The organism is Bradyrhizobium sp. CCBAU 11361 (genome assembly GCF_028128935.1).
In the GTDB taxonomy this organism is placed as follows: Bacteria; Pseudomonadota; Alphaproteobacteria; order Rhizobiales; family Xanthobacteraceae; genus Bradyrhizobium; species Bradyrhizobium niftali.
Genome location: NZ_LBJZ01000136.1, coordinates 1 through 17,579, shown reverse-complemented (window position 1 = coordinate 17,579; position 17,579 = coordinate 1). Strand labels below are relative to the sequence as shown.

14 protein-coding genes and 2 pseudogenes are annotated in these 17,579 nt (G+C 56.5%); 13 read left to right on the top strand and 3 right to left on the bottom strand.

Annotated elements, in window-relative coordinates; all coding sequences use genetic code 11:
- Positions 1 to 1,159: 1,159 nt before the first annotated feature.
- Positions 1,160 to 2,512 carry an STM4012 family radical SAM protein gene (locus XI08_RS11585; RefSeq protein WP_271574477.1) on the top strand — a complete coding sequence of 451 codons (1,353 nt, stop codon included), beginning with the start codon at positions 1,160 to 1,162 and terminating at the stop codon, positions 2,510 to 2,512.
- An 8-nt stretch (positions 2,513 to 2,520) separates the two neighbouring features.
- Positions 2,521 to 3,474 carry a class I SAM-dependent methyltransferase gene (locus tag XI08_RS11580; RefSeq protein ID WP_271574476.1) on the top strand — a complete coding sequence of 318 codons (954 nt, stop codon included), beginning with the start codon at positions 2,521 to 2,523 and terminating at the stop codon, positions 3,472 to 3,474.
- Between the two features lie 131 nt (positions 3,475 to 3,605).
- Here XI08_RS11580 and XI08_RS11575 read toward each other — a convergent pair.
- Together XI08_RS11575 and XI08_RS11570 are read right to left on the bottom strand one after the other, a co-directional pair.
- A pseudogene (locus XI08_RS11575) lies at positions 3,606 to 4,113 on the bottom strand (transposase); the annotation flags it as partial.
- Positions 4,114 to 4,544: 431 nt separating this feature from the next.
- Positions 4,545 to 4,877, bottom strand: a complete 333-nt coding sequence (locus XI08_RS11570; RefSeq protein ID WP_271574475.1) for a type VI secretion system ImpA family N-terminal domain-containing protein — start codon at positions 4,875 to 4,877, stop codon at positions 4,545 to 4,547.
- Between the two features lie 678 nt (positions 4,878 to 5,555).
- Here XI08_RS11570 and aepX point away from each other — a divergent pair.
- From aepX to XI08_RS11520, 10 genes are all read left to right on the top strand, one after another.
- Positions 5,556 to 6,422 (top strand): phosphoenolpyruvate mutase, encoded by an 867-nt coding sequence (gene aepX / locus XI08_RS11565; RefSeq protein WP_271574479.1) that lies wholly within the window; start codon positions 5,556 to 5,558, stop codon positions 6,420 to 6,422.
- Positions 6,423 to 6,806: 384 nt separating this feature from the next.
- Positions 6,807 to 7,997, top strand: a complete 1,191-nt coding sequence (locus XI08_RS11560) for a pyridoxal phosphate-dependent aminotransferase (RefSeq protein ID WP_271574474.1) — start codon at positions 6,807 to 6,809, stop codon at positions 7,995 to 7,997.
- Positions 7,998 to 8,180: 183 nt separating this feature from the next.
- Positions 8,181 to 8,987, top strand: a complete 807-nt coding sequence (locus XI08_RS11555) for a phosphocholine cytidylyltransferase family protein (protein WP_271574478.1) — start codon at positions 8,181 to 8,183, stop codon at positions 8,985 to 8,987.
- Between the two features lie 14 nt (positions 8,988 to 9,001).
- Positions 9,002 to 9,607, top strand: a complete 606-nt coding sequence (locus XI08_RS11550; RefSeq protein WP_271574473.1) for a CDP-alcohol phosphatidyltransferase family protein — start codon at positions 9,002 to 9,004, stop codon at positions 9,605 to 9,607.
- Positions 9,604 to 11,202, top strand: a complete 1,599-nt coding sequence (locus tag XI08_RS11545; RefSeq protein WP_271574472.1) for a hypothetical protein — start codon at positions 9,604 to 9,606, stop codon at positions 11,200 to 11,202. Before XI08_RS11550 ends, XI08_RS11545 begins: the two co-directional genes overlap by 4 nt.
- Complete coding sequence (locus XI08_RS11540; protein WP_271574471.1) at positions 11,199 to 11,999, top strand: SDR family NAD(P)-dependent oxidoreductase; 801 nt, start codon at positions 11,199 to 11,201, stop codon at positions 11,997 to 11,999. Before XI08_RS11545 ends, XI08_RS11540 begins: the two co-directional genes overlap by 4 nt.
- Before the next feature lie 28 nt (positions 12,000 to 12,027).
- Entirely contained in the window at positions 12,028 to 13,161 is a 1,134-nt protein-coding gene (locus XI08_RS11535; protein ID WP_271574470.1) for an NAD(P)/FAD-dependent oxidoreductase, read from the top strand.
- A 138-nt stretch (positions 13,162 to 13,299) separates the two neighbouring features.
- A complete protein-coding gene (locus XI08_RS11530) occupies positions 13,300 to 14,094 on the top strand; it encodes a class I SAM-dependent methyltransferase (RefSeq protein WP_271574469.1) in 795 nt (264 codons plus the stop codon).
- A 64-nt stretch (positions 14,095 to 14,158) separates the two neighbouring features.
- The gene (locus XI08_RS11525; protein ID WP_271574468.1) at positions 14,159 to 15,268 is read left to right on the top strand and encodes an aminotransferase-like domain-containing protein; all 1,110 of its coding nucleotides are present in this window, start codon (positions 14,159 to 14,161) and stop codon (positions 15,266 to 15,268) included.
- An 82-nt stretch (positions 15,269 to 15,350) separates the two neighbouring features.
- Positions 15,351 to 15,719 (top strand): Rid family hydrolase, encoded by a 369-nt coding sequence (locus XI08_RS11520; protein WP_271574467.1) that lies wholly within the window; start codon positions 15,351 to 15,353, stop codon positions 15,717 to 15,719.
- Between the two features lie 327 nt (positions 15,720 to 16,046).
- Here XI08_RS11520 and XI08_RS11515 read toward each other — a convergent pair whose 3' ends face one another.
- Positions 16,047 to 17,042, bottom strand: a complete 996-nt coding sequence (locus XI08_RS11515) for an IS110 family transposase (protein ID WP_271574466.1) — start codon at positions 17,040 to 17,042, stop codon at positions 16,047 to 16,049.
- A 113-nt stretch (positions 17,043 to 17,155) separates the two neighbouring features.
- Here XI08_RS11515 and XI08_RS11510 point away from each other — a divergent pair.
- Positions 17,156 to 17,579, top strand: a pseudogene (locus tag XI08_RS11510) (IS21 family transposase); the annotation flags it as partial.

Sequence of the window (17,579 nt, the reverse complement as noted above, 5' to 3'; positions counted from 1 at the left end):
CTGACGCGTCGCAATCGGCTTCCGGCCCGGCCGGCCGTCGGCAATGTGCTCTTCCGGAAAGTGTTTCCGGATGCGCTCCCATTGCTCGTCCGTCAGCCGACTCATCTTTCCTTTATAGCCGATCGACGCTGATCTTCAATTTTGAGATAGGTTCTAGTCTCATTCCGGATTCCATGCTTGTTTGACATACCGTCAATCAACGTCTTTGACGCCCTATGACATTCACTGCGCCTGGACAGACGAGCGGCTCTCCACCTGCAACCACGATACCTGTCAAATCGGTGCCCAAAATTGCTTCGCCGCGAACAGTCGCAGTCAGGGCAATTATGCTTCAAAGCGGAGCCGGCCCTTTCAGCGATTCAGTGTTCGGGACTCGCAAAGCCGATCCTCGATGCAATTGGCACATTCCCGAAATGCCACGGATTGAGCATCGAAGAAACCCGGCAAGTCGCGTCTGGGCCATGAGGAGCAATCCTTCGAAAAGAAATCAAACGCGTGGGGCAGAGCGCCCCCCTCCGGAAACGTGCGGCGCGCTAACGATGTCTGCAAAACAACATTGCTGGCTCCGTGACAAGGCCAGCACTCATTTCCGGTTGCAGCTGTTCCGACATGACTTCGTCGCTCCCAATTCCCCGGTTCCTCACGTCCGCGACCCATGATGTTCGACCGAAAGGCCGCAGCGCTCGTAGTTAAGTTGTTGAATAAAATGCAGGACGGCTTTTCGGTGCCTCTTCCCACGCACTTGGCACGACTCTTGAGTGTCGTCGGGTCACGGCGGCGGGAGCTGCCTACCGGCATTAGTGATTGATCCTCTCACTAAGAGGGAGACAATTAATGAAGACTGAGATGTCAGCATACTGTGTGACAGAATTGCTGAAGAAGCATCTGCACTTCGGGAAGCAGGTCTTGGCCGTTCATAGGAGCCGTTGGCGGACTCCGCAGGGTGGCAACTCCTCTAGCTAGCTATGTCTGCGAGCGTCCGGCCTTTTACGCAAGGCGCACAGCCAGGCCTGAAGAGCACAAGTAATGAAAACGCCGTGACCGAGTGCGGATTGGCAGCTTCCATGGAAACTGTTGATCACAAAGCATGAACTGGCGGCGATCGGCCAAAGGACGGCGTTCAGGCAATCACCGGCTTTGGCAATCAACGAGTTAAGTCATGGATTGTGTGGATTTTCTTCGGACAAACATAGCGAAAAAGCAGTTGCCGACCTACGTCTATGGTTATCCTTCCAAGCGCGCTTATCGGGCTTTTCCGCAGCCACTCCGCATAACTGATGTCGTTGAGCAGGCCAGGCGTTCCAAGCAAATCAACATCTATATCCATATCCCGTTCTGCCGCTATCGCTGCACCTACTGCACCCTCTTTCTTACGACGCGCCAAACAGCAGCGACGAGGGAGTCTTATGTTGTTCGGCTGGCAGAGCACATCGCGCGATATGGAGAATACTTCGGAGATAGAGAGGTTGTAAGCATCTACTTCGGCGGCGGCACGCCAACCCTGTTGACTCAACATCAATTCAGCGATCTTTTTACCGCCCTCGACGCTGCATTTCCAAAGCGAAGCCGGAAATGTGAGATTACGGTCGAGAGCGCGCCAGACAGTTTCGACAACGACCTTCTGGAATGCCTAAAGGGGCATGGCGTCAACCGAATGAGCATGGGCATCCAAAGCATGGTAGCCCGCGAGCTTGCGCACACTGGTAGACCATATTCGATCGAGACTGCAGAAGCCGGAATCAAAGCACTGACGGAATGTTTTTCCCACGTCAATCTTGATCTGATCTACGGCCTGCGTGGTCAAACCCGTGACTCCTGGAACTTTTCGCTTGGCCGCGCGCTCGACTACGAGCCACAGACAGTCTCCCTTTACCCCGTTGTTGTTCGTCCGATGACAAACATCATGACCTCGAAGGCGCACGACCCCGAATTATTCTTTTCTGATGCGGAAAAGTATGAGGTCTACGACCAGAATGTCGCTCTGATGGCAGCCAAAGGTTACCGCCAGGAATCCTTTACGCGTTTCACCAAGATCGCCGGCGGCCAAGCCTACCGGCAGGAGAACTCGGATTTCGAGGGAACGCCCCTGTTAGGATTAGGAGCTGGCGCCAGAAGCTATTTCGGGCAATATCACTATGGCTCGGACTATGCAGTCAATTCGAGTGTGGCTTCGTCGATCATCAACGCTTTCTCGGCTCGCTCCTTCGATCCTGAGGCGATAGCATCGCACGGGATCAAACTGACGCCGGACGATCTCGCGCGTCGCTACGTCCTGCTTGGCCTCACGTTGTCAGCCCTGAGCAGAAAGAACTACGCTTCAGTATTCGGACGCGAACTGACCGCCGATTTCAGCGAAGAGCTCAAGGCGCTCGAATGTCTGCAGCTCGTCGACCTGGCCGACGGTGATACTTATCGACTGACTCACTCGGGATTCACATATTCGAGCATTGTGGCGAGGATGTTTTACTCGGGCACGATAGTGGCTCTGGAAGAGCAATATCAGGCAGCGTGAGGTGCAGTATGCAAGAGGTCGCGAAGCATTCACCACTCTGGTGGGACTCGGGCTACGCCGAACCCAACGTATCGTGTATGGGTGGTCCCAGTCCCGAAATCTTCGAGATAGCACCAGCTCTCCGCACGAAGAGCGTGGTTGTGGAGCTGGGTTGCGGGGAAGGTCGCAATGCCCTCTATTTGGCTCATTTTGATCATCAGGTGATCGCGACCGACATCTCCGAAACCGCTATCTCCAAGCTGAACCGCCTCGCAGGTGATCTTGGCGTGAACATAACGAGTGGGGTCGCTCGTGTGGAAGACTTCCAGCCGCATGCTTACCTGGACATCTTTATAGCGCATTGCGTACTGCATTTCACCGAACGGGGAGTCTGGAAGCCGCTCGTCACGACCTTAATAAATCGAACGCGCCCTGGGGGATTTCATTGCTTCACGAACACGCTCGATCAACCAGACCATCCTATTTCGAAGGAGTCTTTGGCATCTGGTCACAAGAAATCGTTCCAGCGCGGCGAGCTGGAGGCCATCTATACAGAAGCGGGCTGGGAGATCTTGCGCTCTGATCATTACATCAAATGGGACTCGCACCCTGGCATCCCAATCCATTCACACTGCATCGAGAAAGTTGTGGTTCGTAGACCAATTGGATCTGAGGATCTTCCGCGAATGAGAGCCGAGCTCATCAAGGAAGCCGGAATAATTCCTTCCAAACAGTTCAATTCATTGAAACTTGGCACACCACGCGATGCCATAATCGAAATACTCGGCTCGCCGCCAGCCAGCCATCTGGTGACGACTGACCGAAAAACAGTTGGCGGCAACAATCGAGAGGCCATAACGGACGGCTACGTACGTGAGGATATGATCTATGGTCATCACGGCCTTCAGTTCGTCAATGGAACGCTTACCGGCAAATATCGATATTTCACGCCGCCGGTGCGCTTGAGCATTCGAGATGAGTAATGCTCGAACGTTTTCTCATTGTCCGCCATGACCGCCCGAAATTCGTCGCGGATCACGTCACCACCATCACCAAGGTCGCGAGGGACATCCGAGACCAAGATCGGCTGTAAGACGCCGCGAATGATCTCGCGCGCCCGGTTCAGAAGCCGCGCATCGGGCGGGAACATCACGTTCTTGGGCTGCACCGTGGTGTCGACGATGACGCGGTTGAAGTCGGACGGCTTGACCACTTCGGTCTTGGTGGCGACCGAGAGGCTCCCCCTGCAGCAGCGCTTGCAGCTTCTCCTCGCCCCGCGCTGGCGCCAGCGTGTCAGCGGAAGAGCGATCGACATCAGCCGGTGCTGGAAGAACTCCTCACCGCAGAAGAACTGGTAGGGGCGGTTCTCCAACCAGCACTCAGACAACACCTCGCGGAGAGGTCGTAGGTGTGCTCGAGGATGGCAAGTCCTGCCATCAGCCGCGTCGGCAGCGGCGGCCGGTCCGGCTTGTCCTCGTAGACCGCGCCGAATCGCTCCTCGAGGAACGACCAGTCGATCGTCCGCGAAAGCTTCACTAGAGCGTGGTTTATGTCGATGATCGCGTCCAGCCGCGAGCGCAGAAGATCGGCCTGTCCGCTGTCCGACGTTCCTTGGGTCGCATCGTCCCCTCCGATGCGAACACGGAATCATGACCCGCGATCCGACGAATCGCAAAAATGAAATTGCAAGCTTTCGGGCCTTCAAACCCAAAAAGCTTGCATTCTCAAACCTGGCTCCGCTCCAAAAATCGACTCCCGCTCACCCGCTTGGGAGGTTCTTCATGGTCGACTTATGCTCGGGCGCGGTGGCCAGCTCGCAGGTGGCTTGTTCGTAATACGATCGCAGCGCCGGAGCAAACCCTCCAAAGCGAGCCGCTGGTGGACCAGTTTCCCACTGAGTTGGCGAGCGAGGTCATTAAGCGCATCATAGGCGGCGACCATCGCCGAAGAGTCGGCCGCGGTCGGCACAATCGCGGCCACCCAGGCGACCAACGAGCCAATCGAGCGCTCCGACCCGTGCACCTTCCTGCCTCAATGGTGGAAATTGCCCCTCCTAGTGCGTCGCGCCCATGCCGCGCAAGATGCTGAGGCCAATGGCAAGACCCTCATATCCCTCGACCCGAAACAAAGCATAGGTTGCCCAACAGGCAACCAGAATGTCTTTTGATTGCTTCGTCAGAATATTGAGCGACAGCGTGCTGACCTTCCTCCAATCAACTGCAGTTGGTCCATCGGAATCCATCCGCCGGACCTCGGCCTCAATCCATCTGAATTCGACGGCCACACGAATATCGACGCCGGCCGGTACAGGACCCGGAAAAGGCGCGGCGCCGCGACGCGAGCGCGCAGCGATGTTGTCGCGAACCATGATCGAATAATCGATCATGCAGACAATACCACCCGCGCGTTGCCAGACATTGCATCATTGGAACGGTCGACCCCGTACTCGTCCCGGACAATCCACTCAGATCCAATGCCCTTGTAAGCCACCACTGCCGCTCCTTGCACAAGCGCTACTGCTGCTTGCATGCCTCCATCAAGGCTTGTGCCAATCGCTTACCTAGATTCTTAAACGCTATTTGTCCAATCTGAAGTGTCATGAAAGCGAACAGCATGTTGCAGAGCTGACATCAGAGTCCTCCTGTCGGCTCCATCACTACCCGCCGCCATGTCAGGCTAAGAGACACCGTGCCACACCCCTCGTTCGCGCCCCGAACGTTTTCAACGATCGAACATCGCGGAATGCTGTTAAACTGAACCGGTGCGCTCACGGCGCGGTCTCAGAGCCGCAGGAGCACAGCGAGATGCGCGCAGCTTCCGCAAGAAGCGATTGATCATTTGCTAATGGTCTGGCCTTATCCGGAGTTCCTGCGCATCTACAGCGAGACCCCACAGTTTGAGGCCTAGTGTCAACTACCAACCCTCGCAATTGATCTAGATGACAGAGACATGTCACGTTCCCGGATCGTCGCGGTCAAGCGCACGAGGAAGCAGCATGCAAGAGCAATCACAATCTGTCCTCGCCAACGGCTCCGTTCAATCTGGCGGTTCGTCGCTTGCCGAAATGCTGCGCGCTCAAGTCGGCTGCAGCCGAGAACTCTCGTTCCTCATGGAAGCACATGACGGTCTCTCCGCCGCGATCGCCAAACGCGCAGGTTTCACCGGCCTCTGGGCATCGGGCCTTTCGATAGCATCATGTCTGGGCTACCGGGACGCCAGTGAAGGATCGTGGAGTCAACTTGTCGACGTCGTCGAGCGGATCGTGGATTCGAGCCAGCTGCCGGTTCTCGTCGATGGTGACGGTGGGTTCGGCAACTTCAACAACGCTCGCCTGCTGGCGCGCAAACTCCGCCAGCGGGGCGCTGCCGGGGTCGCGCTGGAGGACAGCTGCTTTCCGAAGATGAACTCGTTCGTTGGTGATCTGCATCCCCTCGCCGACATCGATGAGTTCTCTGGCCGCCTGCGTGCTGTGAAGGATACAGTCGCGCAAGACTTCGTCCTTGTGGCTCGGATAGAAGCGCTAATCGCTGGCCACGGAATGGACGAAGCAATCTCGCGCGCTCACGCCTACGCCGAGGCTGGAGCCGATGCGATCCTCATTCACTCGCGAAGGACCGCCGCCGACGAGATCCTCGCGTTTGTGCGCGCCTGGCAGAACAGGCTGCCGGTGGTGATTGTACCAACGAAATACTATCGAACGCCGGTCTCTGCCTATCGCGAGGCTCGCATTTCCACGGTGATCTGGGCCAACCACTCCGTGCGGGCTGCAATAGCCGCTATGCGGCAGGTCTGCGGTCGTCTCTTCGCTGAGGAGAACACTGCGAGCATTGAGCCCAATATTGCGACGCTCGACGAGGTCTTCGAACTGTTCAGGTATGACGAACTTGCCAGCGCGGAAGCGCGCTATCTTCACCCTCCCGGCCGAGGGTAATAACCTCCCATTCGCAACTACAACCGACTCATTCTCGAAGGAACAACACGATGCGGCCGGCTGCTTTACCATCACACTCTGGGGTACTTTTCAACAAAGAACCGATTTTTCTTCCTGAAATTGAGTGCACCATCGTCCGGCGCGAGGGCTCCTGTGCGGCCGGATCGTACATTACCGCGGCATCTCAGTTCGAACTTCCCATCTCAACTCAACTTTCATCCAGTCACCGACGAAGGGCTACAAGCGAGTTCATTTCTCTCACGGAGAGACGCCGACGCGGACGTTGCGTCCTTCCTGAGCAGTGAGGTTTGGCTTTCAGAAAGCTCGTAGACCCCACACTGCAGCAACAACCGCAAGCGACATTTAGATCGATGGAGAACGCGCGTGTTGGCGCAACGGACGGTCTTGTTCAAATCATCAGGTACCGCTGCGGCGAGCACTGCCGCCAAGGCGGTTGCCGCGAGTGGTAAGGAAATAATCGATCTGACCGCCGGAGAGATTTGGAGCCAAACGGCGTCATCGGTGCGGGAAGGCGCGATCACCGCGATTGACCGCAACGTCAACCGGTACACAGACACGCTCGGTCTGATGGAGCTGCGCCGTGCGCTTGCTCGCAAGATTTCCGCCGAAACCGCACAACCCTGGTCGGCAGATGAGATCGCAGTGACGAGTGGCGCCAAGCAGGCGCTCTTCAACGCGGCAATGGTTCTTGTAAACCCGGGAGACGAAGTGCTGATCCCGGCGCCCTACTGGACCACCTTCCCAGCTCAAATCATCATTGCCGGCGGTACGCCCGTCTTCATTGAGACCCGGCACAACAACTATGTGCCAACGGTTTCGGATCTCGCGGCGGCCGTTACGGCAAAGACTAAGGCAATCGTGATCAATACTCCAAATAATCCGACTGGGGCGGTCTATGCCCGCGACACGCTTTCTGACATGGCTCAGCTAGCTATCGACCGTGGCCTCTGGATCATCTTCGATGAATGCTATGCTGCTTTCGCCCACGCGCCACATTCCCATCATCCGATCGTCACGGTGGCGCCTCACGCACGCGATCGTACTTTGATCGTCAATTCATTCTCCAAGTCGTTGGCCCTGACCGGCTGGCGCATCGGGTACTTGGCTGGTCCAAAGACTGTTATTAGCGCGGTCAAAGCGTTACAAAGTCATACAACCTCCAATCCCAACGTCATTGCACAGCATGCGCTACTGCATCACTTGGAGTTAGGAGATGCCACCTTCCAACTGCAATTACAACGCCGTGTTGCCGACGCGCGGACGCTCGGGCTGTCAATCCTTTCAGCGCTAACACCAGTACCCACACCTGCCGCCCAAGGTGGATTCTACTTTTATCTCGATCTCACCGAACTGCAGCGGCGCGCCAACTACAATAGCCAGGAATTCAACGCCGATGACGTTGTAAATGCGTTGCTGATGGAGGCTGGTGTCGCGGCAGTTTCGGGCACCGCGTTCGGTGATTCAGCCGGTGTCCGTCTGTCATATGGCGTTGATCTCGACTTGCTCGACAAGGCCTTGCGACGTGTGACCGCAATTCTGAACACGTGGCAGTGAAAAGGCTGCAACCAAAGAGGCTTGACATCATGCTCAGCATTCTAGGTCACGTCATTGTTGTTGCCGCATATGGCCTGCGCCCGCGGCTTCCGACCAAGTGCGCGGCCGATGTGCCACCAATTGAAGTACTGGTGGCACCTCTTGGACAACGCGCTCGGCAATCGCTGCGACGAGGATAATCAAATGACTGCTCATACTCCCAGGAACGCCGTCATTCTTGCCGCGGGCTCCGGCACTCGCCTCCGGCCGCTGACGGATTTGCGGCCGAAGCCCTTGGTCGAGGTTCACGGCACGCCAATCCTCCACAATGCCATTCGAAACCTGGAAGCCGTCGGTGTCGAAGAAGTGACGATCGTTGTCGGCTATCGCAAGGATGCCATTCAATATGCCTGCGGCAGCCGCTTCGGCGAAGTAAAGATCAACTATGTCGAGTCGACTGTGTTCGACCGGACTGGCAGCGCCTACTCACTGTGGCTGGCGCGCAATTCGCTTCTTTCCGGAGACTGCTATCTCCTGGAAGGTGACGTCTTTTTTGAGGAGAATGCGCTGCGCTGTCTGGCCTCTTCCGATACTGTCGATGTTGCCGCGGTTGCACCGTTCGACTCGCGCATGCAAGGGTCCGCCGTAACACTTTCAGAGAACGGATTTATATCTGGGTTCCGAATGAAGCAGACAGCAGCGGATATTGAATCCAACGGCCCGGGTCTCTTTAAGACAATGAATATACTGCGGCTCAGTTCAGCTACGCTGAGCGAGACGATTGTCCCTTCGCTAGATGAGATCATTGGCTCAGGAGCTACACAAGCGTACACTGAGGAGCTACTAGCCTATCTCGTCCAAAGACGCGGGCTACAGCTTGCCGCCGCACGATGTGACGGTCTCCGCTGGTATGAGATCGATAGCACGGACGATCTGAAAATTGCTGAAAGCATTTTCGGTCCCACATCAGCCCAATCGTCAGCGCGATTGCTCGCGCGGCGAGTTGTTTGATAAGGTCGGTGCTAGTGGTCCGTCAGCTTCTCGATCCGGCCAACGCCGTAACCGCAACTGGCCTTGGGCTTTCCGCCCTCGGCATCCACTGTGCAATCGCCGGCTTTCCGGAGATCGGGGTCGCTGTTGCGCTCTGGGCGTTGCTGGCCGATCACCTCGACGGCGTCGTGGCCCGACGAACACGGGGCCGCCGGGCAGAGACCTGTCATGTCGGCAAGAATCTGGATTCTTTTGCCGACTTGGTGAGCGCTGGTGTTTTTCCGGCTGTGACGTCAATAATCGTTGGCCACGGCTCAGCACTTTCCGTTGCCGCAGGAACCATACTCGTGTTGGCCAGTGCGTTGCGATTAAGCTATTTTAACGTATTCGGATCTCCCGGTGGCCGGTTCATCGGAGTGCCGACCACCTACGTCGTGCCGGTGACGGCAATCATATTCTTGCTCCGTCCGATCATTCCCGAAGCGATTTTCCCCAATCTGTTCGCGGTGGTCCTCATCGTAGTTGCGATCCTGCACATCGCTCCGCTCCGAGTACCGAAGACGGCTGGTGTTATGTACTTCGTCATCACGGCATTCTGTGTGGCGGCATCAATTATGCTTGCAACAAGGGGACTGGCATGAGTACGCATCTTGAGTACGCGCAAGCAAGTCGTCGATGCGAACAAGACCACACCCGCGGCTCGATCTACCGAGAGCTCGGCGTCGAACCATTTATCCAATGCGCCGGAGTCCGCACGATTTATGGAGCAAGCAATCCGAGCGACGAGGTCATCGCTGCAATGACCGCGGCTGCGGAGGCTTTTGTCGACATGGATGAACTCGCTGAAGCCGCAGGCCGAAGGATGGCCACGCTCACCGGCGCCGAATGGGGGGTCATCACGGCCGGAACTGCAGCCGCGCTAGCGTTAACGACTGCAGCGTGCATTGCCGGCAACAATCCGGAGCTAATGTTGCGGTTGCCGGACACATCGGGACTGCGCAACAAGGTGTTGATCCCTTCGGATCAACGTTTCGCCTACGAACAGGCGATTCGCGTCGCCGGCGCTGAAGTTGTCAGCGTTGCCACCATCGACGAGTTGTCGCGTGCAATCTATGGTAATGCCGCGATGATCTGCGTGCTCGGTCGCATGGACGCTTCGTCGGTGTTGCCGCTAAGGTCGATCTTGCCCCTTGCACGTGCGCACAGTGTGCCCATTCTCGTCGATGCGGCCGGCCTCTCGCCTGGAAAGCCCGACCGTTGGACAGAGGCCGGAGCGGATCTGGTTGTTTACGCAGGCGGCAAATATATCCGTGCACCGCAGTCGACTGCGATCGTGCTCGGCAATGAGCGGCTTTGCAAGGCGATCTGGTGGAATGGTGCACCTCATCAGGCCTTTGGCCGGTCAATGAAGATCGGCAAGGAAGAGGTAGTCGGCGCTGTAACCGCGCTCGATCGCTGGATTAATTTTCAGTCGGCCAAAGACGAACGCGACCGATGGCTTCCGCGATTGAAGCGGATTGCGGCTCACCTTTGCATGCTACCAGGCGTTACGACGGAAGTGCTGTCCTGGGCGAGTTCCGTGACAGCTATTCGGCTGAAGGTCATTTGGGATGCGGATGTTATTTCGTTTGATGCGGAAGACCTAAGGCTCGCACTCTTGCAGCGACGACCGCGGATTCTGATCCACGATTTTTGGTCCACGTCCACCTCGATCATACTGGATCCCGTGAATCTCTGCGATGAAGAGGCGGACATCGTCGGTCGCGCTTTGGCAGACGCATTTCGTGAACCCCAGTCCGTTGCTCAACCTGCTCTCAGCCGTCCTGCAGAGGTCGATATCTCGGGCACTTGGCGTGTCGATATTCAGTTCCTTCACGGTTCCGCTGCACACCATCTCAATATTCAGCAGAACGGCGAGCTCATATCTGGCGTCCATCACACGGGATCGTCTACCGGAGTCGTATCTGGCGAAGCTCATGGCCGCCAAGTCCAATTCGAGGCTGCGCACGAGCAGATACCGATTTGGCTGTTCTACGGTTTCAAGGGTGAGTTCGCAGACGATGGCTCAATCAGTGGAACTGTCCGACTGGGCGGCACCGCCAAAGAACATCTCGGGCCGGTTTTCAAGGGGCAATTTGGCTCCGCGGAATGGCGTGCAACACACGTCCGCACCACCAAGGATAACTCGACCGGGGTCACGCAGCCCGTCGCTCTAGCGCTGGGGGGACCGAAATGACCGTTCAGAACGTGGACATGCAGCCCCAGCATTCGATCAGCCTGCATGGCAAAGTTGCATTGGTCGTCGGCGGCTACGGAGCGATCGGCACAGCAATCTCCGAAAGGTTGGCCGTCGCTGGTGCGATCGTCATTGTTGCTGGAAGAAGTGGCGACCGGGCGCGAACTCTTGCCGCTGAACTAAGCGACAGAGGCTTATCTGTCCAAGGTGTCGAGCTCGACGCGTGCGATGTTGGAGCAGTGCGACGTCTCCCCTCCTCTCTCAAGCACCAATATGGTTCGATCGACATTCTGGTGAACTGCGTCGGGATCAATAGAGAGCAGAAGCTGCTCGAGGTGACGGACGAGGCTTTCGATAAGGTCTATCACGGGACATTGCGCGCCGGAATGTTTCTCGCGCAGGCAGTCGCGGCGCGTCAGGTTGAAGTCGGAAAGGGCGGCAGTCAAATTCACATCCTCTCGGTTCGGTCGTCACTTGGTTTCCGAGACCGCGGCTACAGCGCCTTTTGCGCTGCAAAGGGAGGCCTGGCTGTTCTTTTGAAGCAGCACGCAACCGAGTTGGCGCCCTACGGGATCACTGCCAACGGAGTCGCTCCTGGAGCTGTACGCACTTATAAGAACAACAAGGCGCTTGAGGACGCCGCGACGTTTCACCGGGCCATAGCCGATATCCCTCTAAGGCGTCTGGCGACGCCTGCCGACGTCGCTGGAGCTGTGCATTTCTTCGCATCGCCTCTATCTCGATTCGTAACTGGTCAGATCCTGTATGTGGACGGTGGGCTTACGGCCAGCGCTTGAGGAAGCCCTTTGTCAAAAGGAGAAGATGATGAAAATCGGCGTAGTCGGAGCTGGCATTGTTGGTACTTCCATCGCCTATCACCTTGGCAAGGCTGGCGCACAAGTCACTGTCTTCGACATCGCCTGTCCTGGTGACGGTGTCTCCTCAACGTCGTTCGCCTGTCTGAATGCCTTCGGCCAACAAGAACCCGAGCTCCAGTTCCGGCTCGAGGCTATCAGGTACCACAGCACGATTGCCGACGAAATCGGAAGTGAGCAACTTCTTCATGTAACCGGAACACTGCGCTTTACTTCCTCCGAAAGCGGCGTCGCCGCGCTTTCTGAGAACGCGAAAAGAATAGGTGAACTCGGCAGCCTCGTGCGGCACGTCACAGCGTCATCCGCGGCCGAGCTCGCCCCCCTTGTCAAGACTCATTTGGCGATTGCTTGCGTATTTACACCCGAGGAAGGCTGGATCGAAGCGAAGGCGCTCTGTGAGCACCTCGCCCGGGTATCTGAGGAACGCTTCTCAGTAGAATTCAGGCGCGAACACATTTCAGCAATTGGAACGAGCGGCACCAAAGCGCTGGTCATCTCCCATCTCATGGGACGGACTGAATTTGACCAACTTGTGTTGGCGGCCGGAACTGAAACCAATACACTCCTGATGTCGGCGGGTATATGCCCCGTTCCATTGACGAGTGAGCCTGGACCACTCGTCGAATTCTCGTTTCCTAAGGGCGGCAAGGCCCTTCGCCATGTTGTGTATGCGGATAATCTTCACATCAAAGAAGGAGATCAAGGACGTTTTCTGGCAGGTGTCTCTCCTGACAATGGCGCAGCGGTTCTACATGAGCGTCTGGAGAAGGAACGCCTAGATCTTGTCTCCGAAGGGCTCCGATGGATAAGGGGCTTCGATGAAATGCAACAGAAGTGGATGATCGGCGCGCGACCGATGCCGTCAGATGGGCTGCCAATCATCGGAAGACATGGTGAGTGCTCGAGAATTCATGTCGCGGTAATGCACGGCGGACTGACACTTGGTCCCTTGGTAGGGCGTTTGGTGGCAGAAGCGGTAGTCAACGGGCGGACCGACCCCCGCCTTGAGCGCTATGCTTGCGTGAGATTCTCAAAGGAGGGTGTTCGGTCCGTCGCTGAGCACAGGTTCAAAAAGATCCGTTAGAAGGAAAGAGAAATGAGCCGCAATTCGACGGCTATGCGACGTCGGCGCCAGGTCAATCGTCGCGGCCAATGCGTTTTCCGCATTCTATCGGTAGACGTTTAGACCTTGACTAGTGTGAGGACACCAGGACCACAAGTGATGATCACCACGGAATTGCAAGACGTACACCATCAATGGGCCGATTACACATCGATCGCGACCGAGTATCACATCTACCCAAACTACGCCGACTGGCTGGTCCGCGCGCTCGGGATGGTCGTCTCTTGCACCCGGGACACTCGCGTCGCCGATATCGGAGCCGGATCGGGAAAGCTTACCCAGATGCTTGGAGAACTCGGCGCATCCGGTTTTGCAATCGAACCCAATGATGCAATGCGCGACGAGGGCGAAAGACTAACAGCAGCAAAGGGCTTTGATTTCCACTGGATGAAGGGAACAGCCGAAGACATTCCCCTAGACGATGCCGCCGTCGATTGGGTCTGCCTTGGTAGTTCCCTGCATTGGGCTGATACAACGCGCGCACTCTCCGAGGCGCATCGCATTTTGAGACCCGGGGGATCCATATCCGTCTTATGGGATCTGCGCGATGAAGAGCGTGACCCGCATTTTCGCGCGATCGAGGCGATCATTCACGAGACACGGCCCGGCCTAGGACGAGCGCCAACCATTATCCGGAAGTTGATGCTGGATCTGGACGAAGTCCTTACGCGACACGGGTTCGGGGAATGCATAAGGCTCGAGGCGGCTCATCGACGATGGTACACCCCAGAAGACTACGTACGCGCGTGGCGAACTGTTCGTGATTTGGCCGCGCAGACGACGCAGAAGGAGTACAATACGATCATGAAAAGAATATACGATCTTGCTAAAGATGAGACGATGGTGCCGATGAACATGAGAACGTTCTGTTTTACTTCTCGGATCCTATCTTGATGTCGCGTCGCCGACGGCACGCGAGGAACGAATCCGCACCACAGTCGAACCTTTCGAGTATCAGATGAACATTTCCCATAACCTTGTAGAGCTGGTACGTGCCACCCCGCCACTGCTTCCAGTCGTTTCGGATATCTTGAATGAATCTCTTCGTGAGATTTCCCGCGACCAGAGGGCCGGAGTCGCGTTTCACAATCACCGATTTGGAGGTGATCCGGCTGATCGACAGGCCGGCGCAACCTGGTGCGAAAGGCGGCTAGGCACTGTGATTGACGCAGGTAGAGTGGTCGTGACTAACGGAACGCAGAACAGTTTACTTATGCTCATCGCATCTTTAGTGCCTCCCGGTAGCGTGCTACTAACGGAAGCTTTGAGCTATCCACAAATAGGAATACTATGTAATCTGGTAGGCGCCACTGTTAAGTCTGTAGGAATTGACGAATTTGGCGTCGTTCCAGAAGACTTCAAGCGATGCTGTGAAGAATATCGACCGAAGGCAGCATATCTTATTCCAACGGTGCAGAATCCCACGGCAACCATGCTCCCCAACCACCGACGGCAGCAAATTGTAGCGATTGCGCGAGAGCATGGAGTAGCAATCATTGAGGATGACGCACAAGCATGCCTCCCGCCAAGCGCGGATGCGCCGATTGCGTCATTGGCGCCAGACATTACGTGGTATGTGCTTACTTTGTCGAAGTCTACTTCCGTCGGACTAAGAATTGGCTATTTCGTCGCGCCAGATTTACGCCAGTTGGAAAAGGTGTATGCACGGTTCAAGAAGATGTCGATGTGGTTTTCCTCGCCAATTTCTGCAATTCTCGCGACACGTTGGGTTGAGGATGGAACCGCCAACCGCATTTTGGGGGCAATTCGGGGCGAGATGGCGGAGCGGCATAGAATCCTAAAGGAAGAACTCACCAAAGTCTCGTACCAATCAAGCCCAAACAGCCTTCACGTTTGGATCGCCGGGGCATCTGGTTTACGCCATGCCGCGGCGATCGCCGAGTTAGCAGGCCAGCGAGGCGTGGCGGTTCGCGGGTGGAAAGAATTTCAAGTAGCTGAACGGGACAGTCCACACGGCGCTCGTGTTTCCTTGACAGCTGGCAACCGGGACACCTTGCGAACTGGACTTCGCAGATTGAATGCGGCTCTAACCACGAATTGTTCCTAAAGGCAGCCAGCTGTCGCTGTGGGCGAGCACATATTCGGTTCCGTTCAATTCGACTGTCATGAAACTAGAGGAAGAAACCGAAATGAATACAGCTTCTCCAATTGAACGTGCTGGCGGGGTCGCTGCCGGTAGGAATTCCGGTTCCGCGTTCGGTAATCTAGTCTGGGCTGTGGCAACATCCGATGACAAGACCCTCGATTTGAAAGGTCAGATCTCTGCCAGCTTCGCAAAGCTCGAACGTATATTGGCGCGCCTCAAGACGGACAAGCGATATCTCCTATCCGTTAATGTCCTACTTTCGAATCTCGATGATAAGCAGGAATTCGATATAGAGTGGAAGAACTGGGTTGGTGAAAACCCAAATCACTGGCCACAACGGGCATGTGTCGGGGCAACCTTGTCGTCAGGCACTCTTATTGAGATCTCGGTTGTCGCTGCAAAGGTCGAGTGAGGTGAAACTCATGATCTTTTCACCAGGAAAGATCCCCTTGACATCCTGGACGCCGCATCGCGGATGATACGTCGTCGTCCGTTCTTTAATCGCGGGCACAGTGTCAACCCCGACAAACAAAAGTGATCCACTGCCGGGTTCATGGTTCTTTCTGCGGTCGTCTCGATGCAGGAGCGCCGCATGATGGCGTTCAAGAGGTGTGGCATCTCGATGTGAAGAGCGCGGTGCATGGAAGCCCGCAGGGACGACTTCGAGATTGCCCACACCTTCGTCCCGGCAGGGACGCTTGTTCCGCCGGAGGCGGATCTGGGTTGGTTTAAGACTTGTTCATGCGGTGCGCATCTCTGCCTGGAATTCGGTGCCATCGGTCCAGATGGCATGGAGGATCACAGCCATTTTGCGAGCGACGGCAACCTTGGCCCTCTTTGCGCCGATGCGTTTGGCCAGCTTGCTGCCCCAGCGCTTGAGCGCAGAACCTCGCCTGACAACGGTCAGCAGGACGTTCGTGGCCTCGAACAAATAAGTCCGCATCTGGTGGTTGCCACGCTTGGAGATGCGGCCAGTGCGATCCATCTCACCGGATTGATAACGTCTTGGTGTCAGGCCGAGATAGGCGCCCACGTCGGCGGAATGTTTGAAGCGAGTGGGGTCGTCGATGGTAACGACGAAGGACAGGGCAGTCAGGGGACCGATACCGGGAACGGTCATCATTCGCCGAACAGTTTGGTCGCCTTTTGCCACTGCCATGAGTTGTCGATCGAACTTCTCAATTTGCTCAGTCAAACAGGATTGGGCAAGGAGCAGCGGTGCGAAAATATCTCGCAAATCCGGCGCTTCAGCAAGCACGGCATCGACTTTGCGAGCCAGGTTGGTCGGGCCGGCCTTGCCGAGCACTATTCCCAACCCCTTGCACAAACCGCGCATTGGGTTGTCAATATCTCGCCGCAGATTTACCAGCTTGGTTCGAGCCGCCAGCATCGAACGGGTTTTCCAGCTCTCCGCCCCCTTCACGGCAGCTTCCCGGTACCATCCCATGCGGGCCATTTCAGCCAACCCCTTGGCATCGTTCTGATCCGACTTGTTGATGCGCATCGATAGCGCCGCGTTGGCGTGACGCGCATCAAGGCAAATCACCGGAAAGCCCAGTGCCCTGAGTTGATGCCATTGCCAATTGGATAGCGAGCCCGTTTCAAAAACGATCCGCTCAGCACTGCCGGCATGACGCCGTAGGAGCTTAGCGATCGCCTCCGGATTGGTCGGCGCACAACCTTCGAATGTCACGCCTCCGGCCTGGTCCAAAACGCAAATGCTGGTTTCTTCCATCGAGATCCCCGTGGGTCGGTCAAAATCCCCCGGGTATGGTCACTTGAAACTCCCCCACCTGATGATCGCCGTCAGCGCCGCTGAACAGCAGTAGCCGGTCAGGCAGGACGTTTATGTTCGACCCCTTTAGCCAGCAAGGGGCCGGGGAGTTGAACGTCTTGAAGCGACATCTGCAAAGCACCGTACTTACATTACTTGATCGCAACACCAGCCAGCGCGAGATTCACCGACTGACGGGTGTCGATCGCAAGACGATCCGGCGTTATCAGGCGCTGCAGGCTGGTGCGGAGGCAAATTCCCCCGGGGAAGTGACCACCGGCTCGGTGAGCGCGGACGGCCAAATTCCTCCACCCCGACCACCGGCTTTTGGGACATCGGAAGCGACGGTCACCAGCAGCCTGGCCCGTTCGGCTTGCGAAGCGCATCGGACGTGGATCGAAGAACAGGTCCGGCTGAAGCGGAACGCGCAGGCGATTTACCAGGACCTGGTTGATCAATTTGGCTTTCCGTCCAGCTACCAGAGTGTCAAGCGGTTTG